The following is a 16110-nucleotide window of genomic DNA, read 5'->3' as shown; positions in this document are numbered from 1 at the left end:
AGAAATTTTTATAGTACGCCAGTCCGCAACTGGAGTGATTTGTGGGACTAAATTTCTAAAATTAGTCACTAAGTGAAAGAGAGTGTGTTATCTCGGGAGGACGGGGAATTTCCCTGGCATGTTACGCGCCAGTCGGATAGGTAGGTCCGGGAAAAAATAAAGCGCGGCACGCTGGGTCGCGCGCCGCGCCGGAGGGGTCAGATTGTAGTGCTGTATCAGCGAGACTGGCTCTTCAAAGCCAGCTGCTGCAGCCTGTCGGACTCGAATCGGTCCTCCAGTTGTTCGACGATTTCATCGGCCAGGTCGGTGAGGGCCCGCTCCACTGCCGGACCGGTGCTGTCCTCAACGGCACCGCCATCTTTGGGGGTACGCGTGATGTAGCGGCGTTCCACTTCCAGTTGCCCAAGATCAATCAGCTGCTCGTCCAACAGGCGTCCCTGCCGGTTCTTCAGCGTGTAGCGGAATTTGCCATAGACCCTGAGAGAGCCTTTCTCCGTGTCGTGGCGGCTGGACCTCATCACGTCGCGAATTTTCTGCCGGATGGCGACATCTACCGAGCTGTCCAGGACCAGGTCACCGTTCTGCCCTACCACGGGAATGTCTTCGTCTGCGAGCAGTTCAGAGATCCTGCCCTGGAGCTCAGTTTGCAGGTGGGCACTGAACCGTTCCACGGCGTCCTGTTTCAGTTTGCCGAGGCCGTTGGGCAGTGAAAGCAATAGTTGCAGGCTCTGGCCATCCATCGGGGTTGGGCCATCCAGCGAGATTTCACTGGGCCGGAGCAGCAGGCTCGGGTTGGGTGTGTCTTCGCCACCGCCAAACCACTGGGCCTGTGCCGGTACTGCGAGGCAGGCAAGCAGTGCGGACAGCAGTAGTGATTTGCAGGTACTGATTGGGCTGGCCTTTACGGGGCTCCTGTTGATGGGACTTTGAATGCGACTTATGCGACTCATTTGCATGGGACTCTCCCAGAGTGCTCTTGATGCTGTTTTCGTTCTGTCGATCCTCGGATCGGGTGAGGCAGAGGGCTCGTGTGCGGTCCCGGGATAGAGCGTTGGTTGATAACCGGCCCCGCCCCGCCCGGACTTCCCTGGTAAGGACAACCGGGCGGCGACGCGGGCAAAACCCTGCAATTCATTTGTGTGGCGCCATTGTAACGCGCCTTGGGCCCGATGCTCAGGCCTCGGCAAAGCGTGGCTTGGTTTGCAGCCAGCGCTGTACCAGCATGCGGCGCGCCGCCTCGGGCAACTCGGCAGAGGCGGCAATTTTCTGCACCAGTGGCAGCAGCGGGGCATCCCGTTGCAAGTCGGCGATACGGTGGCCGATTTCACCAGTCTGGCGCGTGCCCAGGATTTCCCCGGGGCCGCGCAGCCGCAGGTCCTCCTCGGCGATGGCAAAACCATCACTGTGCTGGCGCAGTGCCTGCAGGCGGGCCCGGCCATTTTTCGACAGGGGGCTGCCGTATAGCAGTACGCAGTGGCTGGCCACCGAGCCTCGGCCCACGCGCCCGCGCAGCTGGTGTAACTGCGCCAGGCCCAGCCGCTCCGGGTTCTCGATAATCATCAGGCTGGCGTTGGGCACATCCACACCAACCTCAATTACCGTCGTGGCCACCAGCAGGTCCACCTCCCCGGCCTTGAACGCGTTCATCACGTGCTCTTTCTGTGCGGCCTTGAGGCGCCCGTGCACCAGCGCAATGCGGACACCGTCGAGCGCTTCCGCCAGCTCCGATGCTGTTGACTCCGCAGCCTGGGCCTGCAGGCTCTCTGATTCCTCGATCAGTGTGCAGACCCAGTAGGCTTGGCGGCCCTCAGCGACGGCCTTGTGTACGCGCTCCATCACTTCATCGCGCCGCTCGCCCGAGATCGCCACGGTATTGATGGGCTGCCGGCCCGGCGGCAGCTCGTCGATTACCGAGCAGTCGAGGTCGGCAAACACCGACATCGCCAGTGTGCGTGGAATCGGTGTGGCGGTCATGATCAGCTGGTGCGGGTGCACTGGCTTGCCGCCCCCGGCAACACTCCCCTTCTGCCTTAATTCCAGCCGCTGGCGCACCCCGAACCGGTGTTGTTCATCAATAATCACCAGCGCCAGGTTGTGGAACTCCACATCCGCCTGGAATAGCGCGTGGGTACCCACCACCACGCGCGCTTCACCGGACGCAATGGCCGCAGCCTGCAACCGGCGTTCGCCGGCCTTGAGGCTGCCGGTCAGGCAGGCAACCGCGACGCCGAGCGGCTCCAGCCAGGCGCTGAAGTTGCGCCGGTGCTGCTCGGCGAGAATCTCGGTGGGTGCCATCACCGCCACCTGCGCCCCGTTGCCGATCGCCTTCAGGGCTGCGAGGGCGGCCACCAGTGTCTTGCCGGCACCCACATCCCCCTGCAGCAGCCGCATCATCGGGGTGGGCCGTGCCAGGTCTGCGGCAATTTCCCCGCAGACACGCTCCTGTGCGCCAGTCAGGCGAAACGGCAGGCGGGCGAGGAAGTCCCGCTCCAGGGCACTGTCCGCCGGCAGCGGCTGTGCCGCATCGATGTTTCCCTTGCGTCGCAGTTCCAGCAGGCTCAGGTGATGGGCCAGCAATTCCTCCAGGGCCAGGCGTTGCTGCGCTGGGTGCATCCCTTGCAACAGTTGTTCCAGATCGGCGCCTGCCGGGGGGGTGTGCAGGAAGCGCAACGCGTCGGCGAGCGGGTAGCGCATCTCCCGGGGCAGGATCGCCGGTGGCAGCAGCTCGGTAACACCGGACTGCTCCAGGCGCTCGAGCGCCTGCTGCACCAGGCCGCGCAGGCGCGCCTGGGTGACGCCCTCGGTCAGCGGGTATACGGGGGTGAGGGTGTCGGGCCGGTCCGGGGTGGAGTCGCCAATGATTTCGGTTTCAGGGTGATAGAGCTCAATGCCGGCACTGCCGCGGCGCGCCTCGCCGAAACAACGCAGGCGCACGCCGGGGCTGAAGCGCTGTTTCTGCGCTGCACTGAAGTGAAAAAAACGCAGCGACATGGTGCCGCTGCCGTCCTGCAGTCGCACCACGAGGCTGCGCCGGCGGCCGAAGACGATATCGGCGGCGCGCACCTCGCCCTCGATCACCGCATCCACGCCGGGCATCAATGCCGCAATCGGCGTTACCCGGGTGCGGTCCTGGTAGCGGTGCGGCAGGTGGAACAGCAGGTCCTGGACCGAGGAGATATGCAGGCGGGCCAGCACCTGGGCGAACTTGTCGCCCACGCCCCGCAAAGTCGTGACGGGCTGGTCGGCTGGGTTAGTCACTGGTGGATAGCTGGCACTGGTTGATGGCGTCGCGCAGTATATCGATCGCGCGATGGCGCGGGAAGCTGGCGCGCCAGGCCAGGGCCACGGTGCGCTGCGGTGCCGGGGCCTCGAACGGGCGTGTGGTGAGCAGGCCGCTGGCGTACTGCGAGGCGGTCACCGCCGACATCGGCAGCACCGTGATACCCAGGCCGGACGCCACCATGTGGCGCAGGGTTTCCAGGGAGCTGCCGTCCGCCGCAGTGCGGATACGGCCGTTGCCCGACTCTTTCTCAATACTCTGCTGCAGCTGCGGACAGGCTTCCAGCACCTGGTCGCGGAAGCAGTGTCCTTCCCCCAGCAGCAGGACGTTGTCCTGGGACAGCTGGTTGGCGGAGATCTGCTCCTGCTCTGCCAGCGGGTGATCCGACGGCATCAGCACCACGAAGGGCTCATCGTAGAGGGGCTGGGTCACCACATCCGGTTCATTGAATGGCAACGCGATGATGATGGCATCCAGTTCGCCCTTGCGCAGGCGCTGGCGCAGGGTGGCGGTATAGCCCTCCTCCACGATCAGGGGCATGTCCGGTGCCAGCTGCTGCAGCTGTGGGATGAAATGCGGGAACAGGTAGGGCCCTATGGTGAAAATGGCGCCCACCGAGAGTGGGCTCGACAGCTGGTCCTTACCGGCGCTGGCGATATCGCGGATGGCCGCTGCCTGCTCGAGTACCAGCTGCGCCTGTGCCACGATACGCTCTCCAAGTGGCGTGGCCTGCACCCGTGTCTTGGAGCGCTCGAACAGCGAGACGCCCAGCTCGGTCTCCAGTTTTTTCACCGCGATGGACAGGGTCGGCTGGCTGACAAAGCAACGCTCGGCGGCACGGCCGAAATGCTGCTCCTGGGCCAGGGTCACGATATAGCGGAGTTCATTCAGTGTCATGGTTAAGGCAATCAGTTGGTCTGCTTTAATAGGGATTATTCATATAAAACCGCCCTCTGCCAGCCCCTGGCGTGACCGAGGATACTTTTTTGATCTCTTAGAAAAAATTGCTATAAAAAACCCCTTTAAGAGGAAAAAGGCGCGCAAATTTGCTATACGTGTAAGGACACACTGAGTGGAGAGCCACCATGGGTATTTTTTCGTGGATTATTCTTGGCCTGATCGCCGGCGCGCTGGCCAAGTGGATTATGCCCGGCCCCGACCCGGGCGGCTGGATCGTCACTATGGTCATCGGGATCATCGGTGCGTTTATCGGCGGCTGGCTTGGTTCGCTGGTGGGCATCGGCGGTCCGGTTAGCGGGTTTGGCCTGGGCGATATTGTGACGGCCACCATCGGTGCACTGATTTTCCTGTTTATCTATCGCAAGCTGAAGACCCGCGGCGGCTGACCCGCCGTGGCGCCCCGGGGGCAACGCAGGCGGGCCTGCCCCCGCTAGTGCCCCGGCTTGTGTCGTACGCGGCGCCCGAACTGTGCTGGAGGTCGAGGAACCCCGGTGTAAACAGTGACACACTTATCGGGCCGCGGGTTCCGCTGCATAACAATGGCTCGGACTGTATTTCTTGGGGGGTACCGCATGGTGACGGCAGGATGGCCGGTTGCCTGCGGAGTTGCTGATGAACAAACAAAAGCTCTGGATTTTTGGCTGCGGTGACCTGGGTGCCCGCCTGGCGCTGCAGCTCGATCGCAATGCCTACGAGGTGTACGGCGTCCGCCGCAATCCGTTGGTGGCCCTGGCGCGCAAGCGCCGGGCCGACGCGGTGCGCTGGCGGCGCGGTGATGCCACCAAGCCGGAAAACATCGAACGGTTGTTGGCCGGTGGCGCCGATGTGGTAATGGCCACTTTCACACCCGATGAATACACCACCGGGGGCTACCAGCGGGCTTACGTCGATACCGCGACCGCCATGGCCGAGGCCCTTGGCAATCTGCCAAACCCGCCGCGCCTGCTGATCTGGGTATCGTCCACCCGGGTCTATGGCCAGGGCGGTGACGAGTGGATCGACGAGCGTACGCCCCCGATACCCACAGGGTTCCAGGGCGACATGCTGCTGGCAGCGGAGGAAATCATCCGCAAGGCGGTCCCGGATACCTGCGTGGTGCGTTTCGCCGGTATATACGGTCCCGGGCGCGATCGGCTGCTCTCCCAGGTGCGCGCCGGCCGGTGTGCACCGCCGCACCCGCCGCAGTTCAGTAATCGTATCCACGTGGACGATTGTATCGGTTTCCTGATTCACCTGATGGAGAAGCAGCGCCAGGGATGGACTCCCGAGCGCCTCTACATCGGTGCGGACTCGCATCCGGTACCGATGCATGAGCTGCAGCACTGGCTGGCAAGGGTGATGGGCTATACGGGAGCGCATTTGCGCGAGGAAGTGCAGACCAGCCAGCGCCGCTCGAAGAAGCTCAGCAACCGGCGCATGCTGGAAAGCGGGTATGAACTGAAGTACCCGGATTACCGGAAGGGCTACAGCGCCCTGCTGGACATAGACTGAAGCCCGGCGCGCGCGGGCGGTGATGCCACCGCGCCGGATCCCCTGGCGATCGGCTCAGATCACCATTACCGCTTCCGCCTCAAACAGCGCGCCTTTGGGCAATTCCTTAACCCCAACGGCCGCCCGCGCCGGGAAGGGCTCGTCAAAGCAGTCGGCCATGACGGCGTTTACGGTGGCAAAGTCACTCAGGTCGGTCAGGTAGAGATTCAGCTTGACGATATGTCCCAGCGAACCATTGGCTGCCTCGCAGACCGCGCTCAGGTTGGCGAACACCTGCCGTGCCTGGGCCTCAAAGCCGCCCGGTACGATTTCCATGGTTTCCGGGTCCAGCGGGATCTGGCCCGAGATGTAGACCGTGTTGTCCACCTTGACGGCCTGGGAATAACTGCCAATAGCGGCCGGTGCCTTATCGGTTTTTATTACCGCGCGATTAGGCATGGGTAACTCCAGTGTTTGCTGAAAAACGAAGCGGGGCAATATAGCGCGACTGGTGGGTTTTGGGGAGGGCGTCGGCCATTGGCCCCCGGATAAAGCAGAAGTTTTGCGTCGGACGGTGAAAAATCCGCCACTTATCCCAAAATCATCCCGGGCGCGCGATGCGGATCACCGAGGGCAGGTTGCGCAGGCGCCGCATGACGCGCGCCAGGTGGACCCGGTTGCCGACCTCCAGAGTCATCGCGATGACACTGTTATGGGCGTCTTTCTCGTCCACATGGATCTGCTCGATACTGGCGCCCTCTTCCGTGATACGCGTGGCCAGGCGCGCGATGATGCCCCGCTCCGATTCCACTTCCACCCGCACGTCGGCCAGGAACTCACCCTTCACATCCGGTGACCAGTTCACCAGCATGATGTTTTCCGGGTGATCGCGGAAGTCATTGGTGTTGCGGCAGGTATCGCGGTGCACCACCACGCCCTTGCCGGAGCTGATATGGCCGATGATGGTGTCGCCCGGGATCGGTCGGCAACAGCGCGCAAAGCTGATCAGCATGCCCTCCTGGGCGTCGATGTTCAGCGGCGAGGAGATATTGCTGGCCTCGGTCTCGGCGCTGCCGGCCGGTACCAGTAGCTTGGCCGCCGAAAAGGCGACCTTGTTGCCCAGCCCGATTTCCTCCAGCAGCTTGTCGAGGGTCGCGCACTTGGCTTCCTTCAGGCCGCGCTGGAGCTGTTCTTCGCCCAGCTGGTCGAGGCTGGTGTTGAACTTGAGCAGGGCCTTTTCCAGCAGTCGCCGGCCCAGGGCGATGGAGTCGTGGTGGCGCTGGTGCTTGAGATAGTGGCGGATGGCACTGCGCGCCTTGGCGGTAACCACGAAGTTGAGCCAGTTGGGGTTCGGCTGGGCATTCTTGCGGGTGAGGATTTCCACCTTCTGCCCGCTTTCCAGCGGTTGCGACAGCGGTGCCAGCCGCTGGTTGATGCGTACTGCCACACAGGAATTGCCGACATCGGTATGCACCGAGTAGGCAAAATCCACTGCGGTGGCGCCCGCTGGCAGGTCGATGATCTCGCCCTTGGGGGTGAACACGTAGACCTCGTCCGGGAACAGGTCGATCTTCACGTTCTCGATAAATTCCAGCGAGTCACCGGCACGCTGCTGCATTTCCAGCAGTCCCTGTACCCAGCGGCGCGCGCGCACCTGGCTGGTGCCGCCGGTATTGATCACCTCGTCGCCGGAGGCCTTGTACAGCCAGTGCGCGGCGATACCGCTGTTGGCCATCTCGTCCATTTCCTTGGTGCGGATCTGTACTTCGATCGGCACGCCGTGCATGCCCAGCAGAACCGTGTGCAGGGACTGGTAGCCATTCGATTTGGGGATGGCGATATAGTCCTTGAATTCGCTGATCACCGGCTTGTAGAGGTTGTGGATAACCCCGAGCACCCGGTAGCTGGTGTCCACGCTGTCGACAATGATACGGAAGGCGTAGACATCCATGATTTCCTTGAACGACTTCTTCTTCGCGCGCATCTTCTGGTAGATGCTGAACAGGTGCTTCTCGCGTCCGATTACCAGCGCGTCGATATTCTCCCGCTGCAGGCGCACCTCGATGGCATTCTGGATCTTCTCCAGCAGTTCCTTGCGGTTGCCGCGTGCCGCCACCAGTGCCGCGCGCAGCCGGCTGGCCCGCAGCGGGTAGATGGCAAAGAAGGCGCGGTCCTCAAACTCGATACGCACATCGTTCATGCCCAGGCGGTGGGCGATGGGGGCATAGATCTCGAGGGTCTCGCGGGCGATTCGTACCCGCTTCTGCGGCTTGAGCGCGCCAAGGGTGCGCATGTTGTGCAGCCGGTCAGCCAGCTTTACCAGGATCACGCGGATATCCCGTGCCATGGCCAGGGCCATTTTCTGGAAGTTCTCCGCCTGTTTTTCCGCCGGGCTGTCGGTCTCGAACTGGGTCAGCTTGGAGACCCCGTCCACCAGGTCGGCCACCTCGTCACCGAACTGCTCCTGCAGTGCGGCCTTGGGAATGCCGGTATCCTCGATCACGTCGTGCAGCATGGCCGCGGCCAGGCTCTCGTGATCCATGTGCATGCCGGCCAGGATGGTCGCTACCGCCAGCGGATGGGTGACATAGGGCTCGCCGGAACGGCGCTGCTGGCCCTCGTGGGCCTGCTCCGCGTAAAAGTAGGCGCGGCGGACAATCTGGATCTGGTCGGGGGGCAGGTAAGAAGAGAGGCGATGGGCCAGACTATCGATGGTATGCAAAGCCGCGCTCGCCTCCCGTTGCTACAGATCTGAGGATCGCTTACAGGTCCTGTTCCGGCAGGTACGCGGGCGCCGGCGCCCGTGCCACCGGGGCCTCTTCCTCTTCCGGCTCGTCAAGGATGCTGGCGTCCACCAGCCCTTCCTCGATTTCACGCAGGGCGATCACGGTGGGCTTGTCGTTCTCTTCCTCCACCAGCGGATCGCGGCCACCGGTGGCAATCTGGCGGGCGCGCTTGCTGCCCACGATGACGAGTTCGAAGCGGTTGTCGACGTGCTCGAGGCAGTCTTCAACGGTAATACGTGCCATAGATCTAGTATTCCATTGCAGTGCTGCCGGCCCAGCGGCCGGGAGCGAATTCGGTACAGGGCTCGCGGTTTCCTGTTGCCTTGCCGGGCGCCGGTATCCGCGGGAGCGGGGAGTTTACCGTACTGTACAGTGTACGTAAATCGAGCAGTGACGTGTTGTCGGTGGCGTCAGTTGCGATTGAGCAGCGCCTGCAGCAGGTCGCCATGGCGCTCCTGCTGGCGGCCGAGGCGCTGGCGCTGGGAAGTCACCACCGCCCGCAGCTCTTCCAGTGCTTGCTGGAAGTCATCATTGATCACCAGGTAATCGGCCTCGACGTAGTGGGACATCTCATCGATGGCCTGCGACATTCGCCGCTCGATCACGCTTTCGTCATCCTGGCCGCGCCCGGTCAGGCGCTCGCGCAGTGCTTGCTGGGAAGGCGGCAGGATAAAGATGCCGACTGTTTCCGGCAGCAGCCGGCGGACCTGGGCGGCCCCCTGCCAGTCGATTTCCAGGATGACGTCGCGGCCGCTGTCGAGGGTCTCCTGTACCCATTCCTGCGACGTGCCGTAAAAGTTATCGAACACCTGCGCGTGCTCCAGGAAGGCATCGCGATCCAGCATTTCCAGGAACGTCTCGCGCCCGACGAAGTGGTAGTTGACCCCATCCTGCTCGCCCGGTCGCATGGGGCGCGTGGTATGGGATACGGACACGGTCACCTGGGGGTCGCCGTCGACCAGGGCCTTCACCAGGCTGGTCTTACCGGCGCCGGAAGGTGCGGATACGGTAAATAGGGTTCCTGCTTGCACAACTGTTCCTGTCTCGGGGCAAATGCGCGGAGATTATAACCGAATGACCCGGGCAGCAGGGCCTTACTGTGGCCGGCCTGGGGAGAGACGGGATAGGTGCCGGAACGGTACTCGAAGGAGCACGTGAACCAGGCTGCACCCCGGCCGGGTTGGGGGGGGGAAGTGTTGGGATTTTCAGCGACGCCGGAAAACCATACTGACAAACTTCGTGGTACCTGCGTCGCTGAGCCCGGCCGGGATCGCCCAGCGGAAACCTGCCAACCACCTCAAACCCCCTGTGGTAGGCGTCAGCTTCCTGTTGCTAATCGCTAACGTGGGCGACTGTATCCTCTTTGCCGGCAAAAGCCAACCACCACCAGGCCACCAGGCTCGCCAGCGCATAGCCGAACACCCAGGGGCCGGCGGCCGGCCCCGCAAGGGGGGCCGCCAGTAACAGTAACGCCAGTCGCGAGATCTCCCAGTAGTGGCTCCGGGGGTGGCCATCGAGGATCCGTCCATTGACTACCAGGCCGGCAGCCACCAGCAGTACGGCGGTCAACAGCTCGGCGTAGCTCATGTCGGCAGCCTGCCAGAGTAGCAGCAGGGTGGCAGCCGAGTAGGCCAGGTGCTGGACCAGGGCATAGATACGCCGCCCGGGGTCGATACGGGGGTCAAAGCGCTGGAACTGCTCCAGGTCAGACGAGGGCACGGGCATCGCCGCTTCGGCATCCGCCGGGCGGTAGCCGGTGCGACGGAACCAGAGTGTCAGCTTGTCCCACCAACTGCGGGTATGCCAGGCGTCCAGGGCCATGCGCTTGTAGTGCTGCAGGTTGGCCGCCAGCGGGTCAAAACTGTTCAGCGGCTTGCGCACGCCGTAAATGCACGGCTCGTCTTCCAGCTCCTCCTGGTAGGTGCCGAAGAGGCGGTCCCAGAAGATAAACACACCGCCGTAATTCCGGTCGACGTAGACCCGGTTCTGCGCATGGTGCACCCGGTGGTTGGACGGCGTAACCAGGATCCACTCCATCCAGCGTACCTTGGGGAATTTCTGCGTGTGGACCCAGAACTGGTAGATCAGGTCGATGGCACCGGCAGTCACCAGCATCTCCGCTGGCAACCCGATCAGTAGCAGCGGCATGTAGAAGATCCAGCCGATGGGCAGGCCACCGCAGGGCTGGCGCAGGGCGGTGGTGAGGTTGTAGTCCTCGCTCTGGTGGTGCACCAGGTGATCCGCCCAGAAAATATTGATCTCGTGGCCGAACCGGTGCTTCCAGTAGTAACAGAAATCGTATGCCACTACCGCCAGGAACAGGTGCCAGGGATTGTCCATCGACCAGTTGAACCCCGCCAGCTGGTACCAGGGCTGCAGCATCTCGTGCAGGGGGATATAGATGACCAGCAACAGGCCAGCCCGCACCAGGCCCGAGAGGCGGCTCAGCACCCCCGCGCCCAGGCTGCCAATGGCGTCATTGAGCCGGTACAGGCCCCAGCCTTTCCAGCGGTCGAAGGCCAGCTCCACCAGCACGGCGAGCAGGAAAAAGGGAATGGCTAGGGTGACGAGACTCACGGCGACCTCTTGTAGTTCTTATCCCGTATCGGACCCACGACTTTGCCACAGTCGCCGGGGGCCGCAAACGGCTACGGGAGGCGGATTTCGGAATCCGTTAGCTCGCGCTGGCTTATTGACTGATCTCCGGAGTGTCGAACAGGTGCCCGACGATTTCATTGACAGCTGCCCGGTTGCCGGTGGCGCGCAGGTAGCTGCGCAGGCCGATCAGCTGGACCTGTAGTTGGCGCGCCAGGAGTGCGGCATCTGTGTGGGTGGGCAGTTCGCCACGGGACACGGCGCGTTCCACTTGGGAGCGGAATTCCGCTTCCGTCGCCGCCAGTAGCTGGCGGGTTTCCCGCAGCAGTTCGCCTTCCTCTTCATCCAGTTCCGACAGGGACTTTGCCAGCAGGCAGAGCTCGCTGGGGGCATCGTCACCCCCTTCCAGCAGGACCCGCCGGAAAAACACCTGCAGGCCGCCTACGACGGTGTCCGCCGCCGCCAGGCTCCGGGCCAGTTGCTCCGTCATATTGGCGGCGTAAAACTGTAAAACTTCGCGGAAAAGTCCCGACTTGCTGCCAAAAGCTGCATAAATGCTGCCCGGACGCATGTCGATCGCCTGCTGGATATCCCGTGTCGAAGTGGCATGGAAGCCCTTCTGCCAGAACAGCCGGGTGGCCTTCTCCAGCACCTGACGACGGTTGAATTTTGCGGTATTGGCCATAACCCCTCCGCTTGAACACCTGCTCAAAGTCTACCGGGGGCTGCGTGGGTCGGCAAACATCCAAAGGGGTTGAGCGGTCGCTCAAATATGGGTTACGCTTCTTCCGTCTTGAGCGATCGCTCAAGTAGAAATCCGTTGCAAGCTGGAGGTACAGCGATGACAGCATTCCAGATCCATGACAAGGACACCGCCCCGCAAGCCAGCAAGCCCCTGCTGGATAAATCCATCCAGGCCTTCGGCTCGATCCCCAACCTGCATGGTGTGATGGCCGCCGCGCCCACGGCGCTTGAGTCTTACCAGGTGCTGCACGAGCAGTTCCTCAACACCTCGTTTTCCGCCGAGGAAAAGACGGTAGTCTGGCAGACCATCAATGTGGAGCACGGCTGCCATTACTGCGTACCGGCCCACAGCGCCATTGCCAAATCCATGAAAGTGGACGATGAAATCAACGAGGCCCTGCGCAACAGGACTCCGTTGCCCGACGAGAAACTGGAAGTCCTGCGGGATACCACCCTGGCGGTGGTGCGCGATCGTGGCGTAGTCGCCGACGAGGTGCTGCAGCGTTTCTACGACGCCGGCTACACTCAGCAGAATCTGCTGGAAATCATCGTGGGCGTGGCGCAGAAAGTGATGAGCAACTACATCAACCACTTTGCCGATACGCCCGTAGACAAGCAGTTCCAGGCATTTGTGCGCTGAACAGGCGCACACCTGCCCGTGCCGGTGATCCCGGCGCGGGCGGTCCTTGCCATGTTCTACGCTTCAGGGTTTTGATTGCGCACAAACCCTACCCTGCCAGATAACACAATGGAGTAACGTATGATCAACGCTTATGCGGCGCGCGAAGCCGGTGGCGAGCTGTCCCCGTTCCAGTACGATCCGGGTGAGTTGCAGCCCGGGCAGGTGGAGATCGAAGTGATGTACTGTGGCCTGTGCCACAGCGACCTGAGCATCATCGACGACGAGTGGGGAATGTCCCAGTACCCGGTGGTGCCGGGCCATGAAGTGGTTGGCCGCGTTGGCCAGCTGGGAGGACAGGTTACACACCTGCAGCAGGGCCAGCTTGTGGGGCTCGGCTGGCATTCCGGATATTGCAATCACTGCCACTCCTGCAACTCTGGCGACCAGAACCTGTGTGCCGAGGCCCAGCACACCATCATCGGCCACCACGGTGGCTTTGCCGACAGGGTGCGGGCCGATGCCAACAGCGTGGTCCCCATCCCGGACAATATCGACCCGGCCAAGGCGGGTCCCCTCTTCTGTGCGGGCATTACTGTCTTCAACCCGCTGGTGCAGTTCGATATCAAGCCCAACAGTCGCGTCGGGGTGATCGGCATTGGCGGCCTCGGTCACCTGGCCCTGCAGTTCCTCAATGCCTGGGGCTGTGAGGTGACGGCATTTACTTCCAGCGCATCCAAGCGCGACGAAGCCCTGGAGCTGGGTGCGCACCATACGCTGGATTCGCGCGATGAGGGTGCGGTTGAGGGCGCTGCCGGTCGCTTTGATGCCGTCCTGTCGACGGTCAACGCCAAGCTCGACTGGAACCTCTACCTGTCCACGCTGAAAGCCCGCGGTCGCCTGCACTTTGTCGGCGCAACCACCGACCCGCTGGACCTCAACGTATTCCAGCTGATCCTCAGCCAGCGGCAGGTATCCGGTTCACCGGTGGGTAGTCCCGAAACCATCGCGCAGATGCTGGAATTTGCCGCACGCCACAAGATCGAACCCAAAGTGGAAATGTTTCCGATGAGCAAGGTGAACGAGGCGCTGGAGCGGCTCAAGAGTGGTGATGCCCGCTATCGTATCGTGCTCGAGGCGGGGAAATAGGATCGCCGGGAGCTGTCCCTGAAACGGGAAAGGCCGGCATGGTGCCGGCCTTTTTTTGTGCCCGGGTTTTACTCAGGGAGTCGCCTGGGCGTCAAGTGAGACACCGGAATAATCCGAGTATCCCTGCACGCTGATATACCAGGTGCCCGCCTGCGGGTTGTCGATGCTGCAAGTCTCGCTGTTACCGTTGCGGTATGGACGGCAGACGTAGTCCTGGGTCGTGGGCTGGGAGCCGAAATTGACGTACAGGTCCGCATCGCCGCTGCCACCGGACATCTGCACGTCCAGGGTGCTGCTGCCAGCCGCTACTTCCAGCGGAAAGTGCTGCCAGGAACCGGCCGCGCCGGAAAGGTCGCTTTCCACAACGCTGCTGGCACCGCTGCCGCTGTTCTCCTGGAAGCTGCCCACCAGGCTTACACCGGAAAAGCTGTTATAGGCCCGCAGCATGACGTGGTAGGTGCCTGCCTGGGGCGTGGCAAAAGTACAGGTTTCACTGTTGCCGGTGCGGTAGGGACGACAGTCGTAAGCCTGGGTGGTGGGCGCCGAACCAAATCTTACATACAGGTCCGCATCGCCGCTGCCGCCATAGGTTTCAAACTGCAGGTCGGAGGCGCCGGCGGGCACTTCCATGGTGAACTGCAATTCGGTGCCCTGGACTGCCTGCAGATTGTCCACCGCTACCCCGTTATAGAGCGCGTCATCGCCGGGTAATGGGTCAGTTCCCCCCCCGTTTACGGCGGCCACTGCCGCAGAGGCGTCGACAATGCCGGTTCCACACTGGTTACAGGTGGCCGGGAAGCTGCGCGCGGTGCTGGCCAGTACCGATTCCACCTCGTCTGGCGTAATCGCCGGGTCCAGCGAGTAAAGCAGAGCCGCGGCACCGGCTACATGTGGGGTTGCCATGCTGGTCCCCTGGTAAAACGCGTAGTTGTCGCTTTCCGGTCCCTGGCTGCCGCTGTTCAGGGTCGACAGCACGCCGTTCGAGGAAACCGAGGTATCACCACCCGGCGCCGCGACGTCGACAACATCGCCATAGTTGGAGTACCAGGCGCGTCCGCCGGAGCGGTCCACCGATGCAACCGTTACCACACCGTCACAGTTGGCCGGGTTGGCATTACTGGCATTGGTGTTGGAGTTGCCTGCGGCCACTACCACGGTTGCCCCCAGGCTGCGCGCCGTATTAATGGCGTTCTGGGTGGTGTTGCCGCAACTGCCGCCACCGCCAAGGCTGAGGTTGAGTACCTGGGCCGGGTTGGCATTGGCCGGTACGCCTGCCACTGCACCGCCGGCGCCCCAGATCATTGCGTCGGCAATGTCAGATGTGTAACCGCCACAGCGACCCAGCACGCGGATCGGCACCACTTTCGCCTTGTAGGCTACACCGGCAATACCGGCGCCATTGTTGGTCGCCGCCGCCACGGTGCCGGCGACGTGGGTGCCGTGCCAGCTGCTGCCGCTCTCGGGCTCGCCTTCACCACAGGCCCCGGCAGGAGCCCAGTCGCCGGGATCCAGTGCGTCGCCGTCGCGCCCGTCGCCATCCTGGGCAATGGTGCTGTCGGAAATCATGTCATAGCCCGGCAGCAGGTTATCCAGCAGGTCCGGGTGCGGGCGATAGCCGGTATCGATAACCGCAACCACGACGCCCTCGCCCTGGGTGGTGTCCCAGGCATCTGGCAGGTTGAGGCCTGCGGTGGGCTCAAAATAGTGCCACTGCTCGTTGTAGCGGGGATCGGTTGGCACGGTCTGTGGCTTGAGCAGCAGGTCCGGCTCCACATACTCGATCTCCGGGTCCTGGCGCAGGCGCTGCATGATAGCGCCGAGGTCACGGGCGTTTGCGCCCTTCTCCAGACGAAGCAGCTGCGCACCAGTGGCCAGGCGACGCATGTGCTTGAGTTTTGCCCCGGCGTTGCGGGACAGGCGGCTGACCGCGGTATCCGACATGCGCTGTGCAGCCATCGCCGATGCGGAAGCCCCGGGGACATTCTTGTATTTCACAATCAGCCGGTCGGTAACAGCGGCTGTGTCCGCTGTCGCAGTTGCCATACTGGTTGCCGGCACCTCTGACGGTGAGCGGGTTTCTACAGCGAGGCTGTTACCGGCGGCCACCATGGTCAGCAAGCCGGCCAGGGCCCGCGACAGGGTGCCGGGTAAATTACCACGGGTATTTCTCGATAGGGTTGTTATCTGTTTTCGTTGTTTTGTTTTGGTTCTCATTACTTCCAGGTTCTCCAGAATGATACGTTCCATTGCAAATTGCTTTTGGCAAATCGCGACGATTGAATCTTTTCTTGCAGGCCCTCCTCTGTTGCTGAATTGAGTAGTGAAATTTTTTAAATTTGCTATCCGATACTGCGGCCCACGCAATAAAAAAGCCGCAATCAGCGGCCGGGGATCTCTGCGTGTCCTGATAATGGTGAAGATAAAGGCTGTAAACGGAAAAGGCCGTTACTTCCTCATCATGTTTGGAAGGCTGACGTTGCTTTGCGCGCCAGAATGTTTCTAATTCA

At 62.4% G+C, this 16110-nt stretch carries 14 protein-coding genes; 4 read left to right on the top strand and 10 right to left on the bottom strand.

What is annotated here, in order from left to right:
* Positions 1-215: 215 nt before the first annotated feature.
* The 3 genes from LVE68_RS10405 to LVE68_RS10395 form a co-directional block, all read right to left on the bottom strand.
* Complete coding sequence (locus LVE68_RS10405) at positions 216-950, bottom strand: hypothetical protein (protein ID WP_232940240.1); 735 nt, start codon at positions 948-950, stop codon at positions 216-218.
* A gap of 223 nt (positions 951-1173) precedes the next feature.
* Positions 1174-3258, bottom strand: coding sequence for an ATP-dependent DNA helicase RecG (recG, locus tag LVE68_RS10400; protein ID WP_232940239.1), 2085 nt, complete (start codon positions 3256-3258; stop codon positions 1174-1176).
* Positions 3251-4177 carry a hydrogen peroxide-inducible genes activator gene (locus tag LVE68_RS10395; RefSeq protein WP_232940238.1) on the bottom strand — a complete coding sequence of 309 codons (927 nt, stop codon included), beginning with the start codon at positions 4175-4177 and terminating at the stop codon, positions 3251-3253. Before LVE68_RS10395 ends, recG begins: the two co-directional genes overlap by 8 nt.
* Before the next feature lie 188 nt (positions 4178-4365).
* Here LVE68_RS10395 and LVE68_RS10390 point away from each other — a divergent pair, with 188 nt between their 5' ends.
* Positions 4366-4626 (top strand): GlsB/YeaQ/YmgE family stress response membrane protein, encoded by a 261-nt coding sequence (locus tag LVE68_RS10390; RefSeq protein WP_232940237.1) that lies wholly within the window; start codon positions 4366-4368, stop codon positions 4624-4626.
* 226 nt (positions 4627-4852) lie between these two features.
* On the top strand, positions 4853-5731 hold the full coding sequence (locus LVE68_RS10385) for an NAD-dependent epimerase/dehydratase family protein (protein WP_232940236.1): 879 nt from the start codon (positions 4853-4855) through the stop codon (positions 5729-5731).
* Between the two features lie 54 nt (positions 5732-5785).
* Here LVE68_RS10385 and LVE68_RS10380 read toward each other — a convergent pair whose 3' ends face one another.
* The 6 genes from LVE68_RS10380 to LVE68_RS10355 all read right to left on the bottom strand — a co-directional run bounded on the left by LVE68_RS10380 (position 5786) and on the right by LVE68_RS10355 (position 11776).
* The gene (locus LVE68_RS10380; protein WP_232940235.1) at positions 5786-6169 is read right to left on the bottom strand and encodes a RidA family protein; all 384 of its coding nucleotides are present in this window, start codon (positions 6167-6169) and stop codon (positions 5786-5788) included.
* A gap of 142 nt (positions 6170-6311) precedes the next feature.
* Positions 6312-8432 carry a bifunctional GTP diphosphokinase/guanosine-3',5'-bis pyrophosphate 3'-pyrophosphohydrolase gene (spoT, locus tag LVE68_RS10375; protein WP_232940234.1) on the bottom strand — a complete coding sequence of 707 codons (2121 nt, stop codon included), beginning with the start codon at positions 8430-8432 and terminating at the stop codon, positions 6312-6314.
* Between the two features lie 40 nt (positions 8433-8472).
* Positions 8473-8739, bottom strand: a complete 267-nt coding sequence (rpoZ, locus tag LVE68_RS10370) for a DNA-directed RNA polymerase subunit omega (protein ID WP_232940233.1) — start codon at positions 8737-8739, stop codon at positions 8473-8475.
* A 167-nt stretch (positions 8740-8906) separates the two neighbouring features.
* Positions 8907-9527: a guanylate kinase gene (gene gmk / locus LVE68_RS10365; protein WP_232940232.1), complete on the bottom strand. Its 621-nt coding sequence runs from the start codon at positions 9525-9527 to the stop codon at positions 8907-8909.
* 301 nt (positions 9528-9828) lie between these two features.
* Positions 9829-11073, bottom strand: coding sequence for a sterol desaturase family protein (locus tag LVE68_RS10360; protein ID WP_232940230.1), 1245 nt, complete (start codon positions 11071-11073; stop codon positions 9829-9831).
* 112 nt (positions 11074-11185) lie between these two features.
* Complete coding sequence (locus LVE68_RS10355; RefSeq protein WP_232940228.1) at positions 11186-11776, bottom strand: TetR/AcrR family transcriptional regulator; 591 nt, start codon at positions 11774-11776, stop codon at positions 11186-11188.
* A gap of 156 nt (positions 11777-11932) precedes the next feature.
* On the opposite strand from LVE68_RS10355, the gene LVE68_RS10350 reads away from it, so the two are divergent.
* A complete protein-coding gene (locus LVE68_RS10350; RefSeq protein ID WP_232940227.1) occupies positions 11933-12475 on the top strand; it encodes a carboxymuconolactone decarboxylase family protein in 543 nt (180 codons plus the stop codon).
* A 120-nt stretch (positions 12476-12595) separates the two neighbouring features.
* Positions 12596-13603 carry an NADPH-dependent aldehyde reductase Ahr gene (gene ahr, locus LVE68_RS10345; protein WP_232940225.1) on the top strand — a complete coding sequence of 336 codons (1008 nt, stop codon included), beginning with the start codon at positions 12596-12598 and terminating at the stop codon, positions 13601-13603.
* A gap of 72 nt (positions 13604-13675) precedes the next feature.
* Here the strand turns inward: ahr and LVE68_RS10340 are convergent, their stop codons facing one another.
* Complete coding sequence (locus tag LVE68_RS10340; RefSeq protein WP_305080375.1) at positions 13676-15850, bottom strand: S8 family peptidase; 2175 nt, start codon at positions 15848-15850, stop codon at positions 13676-13678.
* Positions 15851-16110: the final 260 nt, after the last annotated feature.

The sequence above is a fragment of the Microbulbifer sp. YPW16 genome (assembly GCF_021290385.1).
In the GTDB taxonomy this organism is placed as follows: Bacteria; Pseudomonadota; Gammaproteobacteria; order Pseudomonadales; family Cellvibrionaceae; genus Microbulbifer; species Microbulbifer zhoushanensis.
The sequence above is the reverse complement of the archived record's forward strand: the minus strand, read 5'-3'. Positions and strand labels throughout refer to the sequence as shown.

What these genes read in the sequence shown, in the direction of transcription:
- LVE68_RS10405 (WP_232940240.1), bottom strand. Translation starts at nt 950, where the DNA reads ATGAGTCGCATAAGTCGCATTCAAAGTCCCATCAACAGGAGCCCCGTA.
- LVE68_RS10395 (WP_232940238.1), bottom strand. Translation starts at nt 4,177, where the DNA reads ATGACACTGAATGAACTCCGCTATATCGTGACCCTGGCCCAGGAGCAG.
- LVE68_RS10390 (WP_232940237.1), top strand. Translation starts at nt 4,366, where the DNA reads ATGGGTATTTTTTCGTGGATTATTCTTGGCCTGATCGCCGGCGCGCTG.
- LVE68_RS10385 (WP_232940236.1), top strand. Translation starts at nt 4,853, where the DNA reads ATGAACAAACAAAAGCTCTGGATTTTTGGCTGCGGTGACCTGGGTGCC.
- LVE68_RS10380 (WP_232940235.1), bottom strand. Translation starts at nt 6,169, where the DNA reads ATGCCTAATCGCGCGGTAATAAAAACCGATAAGGCACCGGCCGCTATT.
- rpoZ (WP_232940233.1), bottom strand. Translation starts at nt 8,739, where the DNA reads ATGGCACGTATTACCGTTGAAGACTGCCTCGAGCACGTCGACAACCGC.
- LVE68_RS10355 (WP_232940228.1), bottom strand. Translation starts at nt 11,776, where the DNA reads ATGGCCAATACCGCAAAATTCAACCGTCGTCAGGTGCTGGAGAAGGCC.
- LVE68_RS10350 (WP_232940227.1), top strand. Translation starts at nt 11,933, where the DNA reads ATGACAGCATTCCAGATCCATGACAAGGACACCGCCCCGCAAGCCAGC.
- ahr (WP_232940225.1), top strand. Translation starts at nt 12,596, where the DNA reads ATGATCAACGCTTATGCGGCGCGCGAAGCCGGTGGCGAGCTGTCCCCG.
- LVE68_RS10340 (WP_305080375.1), bottom strand. Translation starts at nt 15,850, where the DNA reads ATGGAACGTATCATTCTGGAGAACCTGGAAGTAATGAGAACCAAAACA.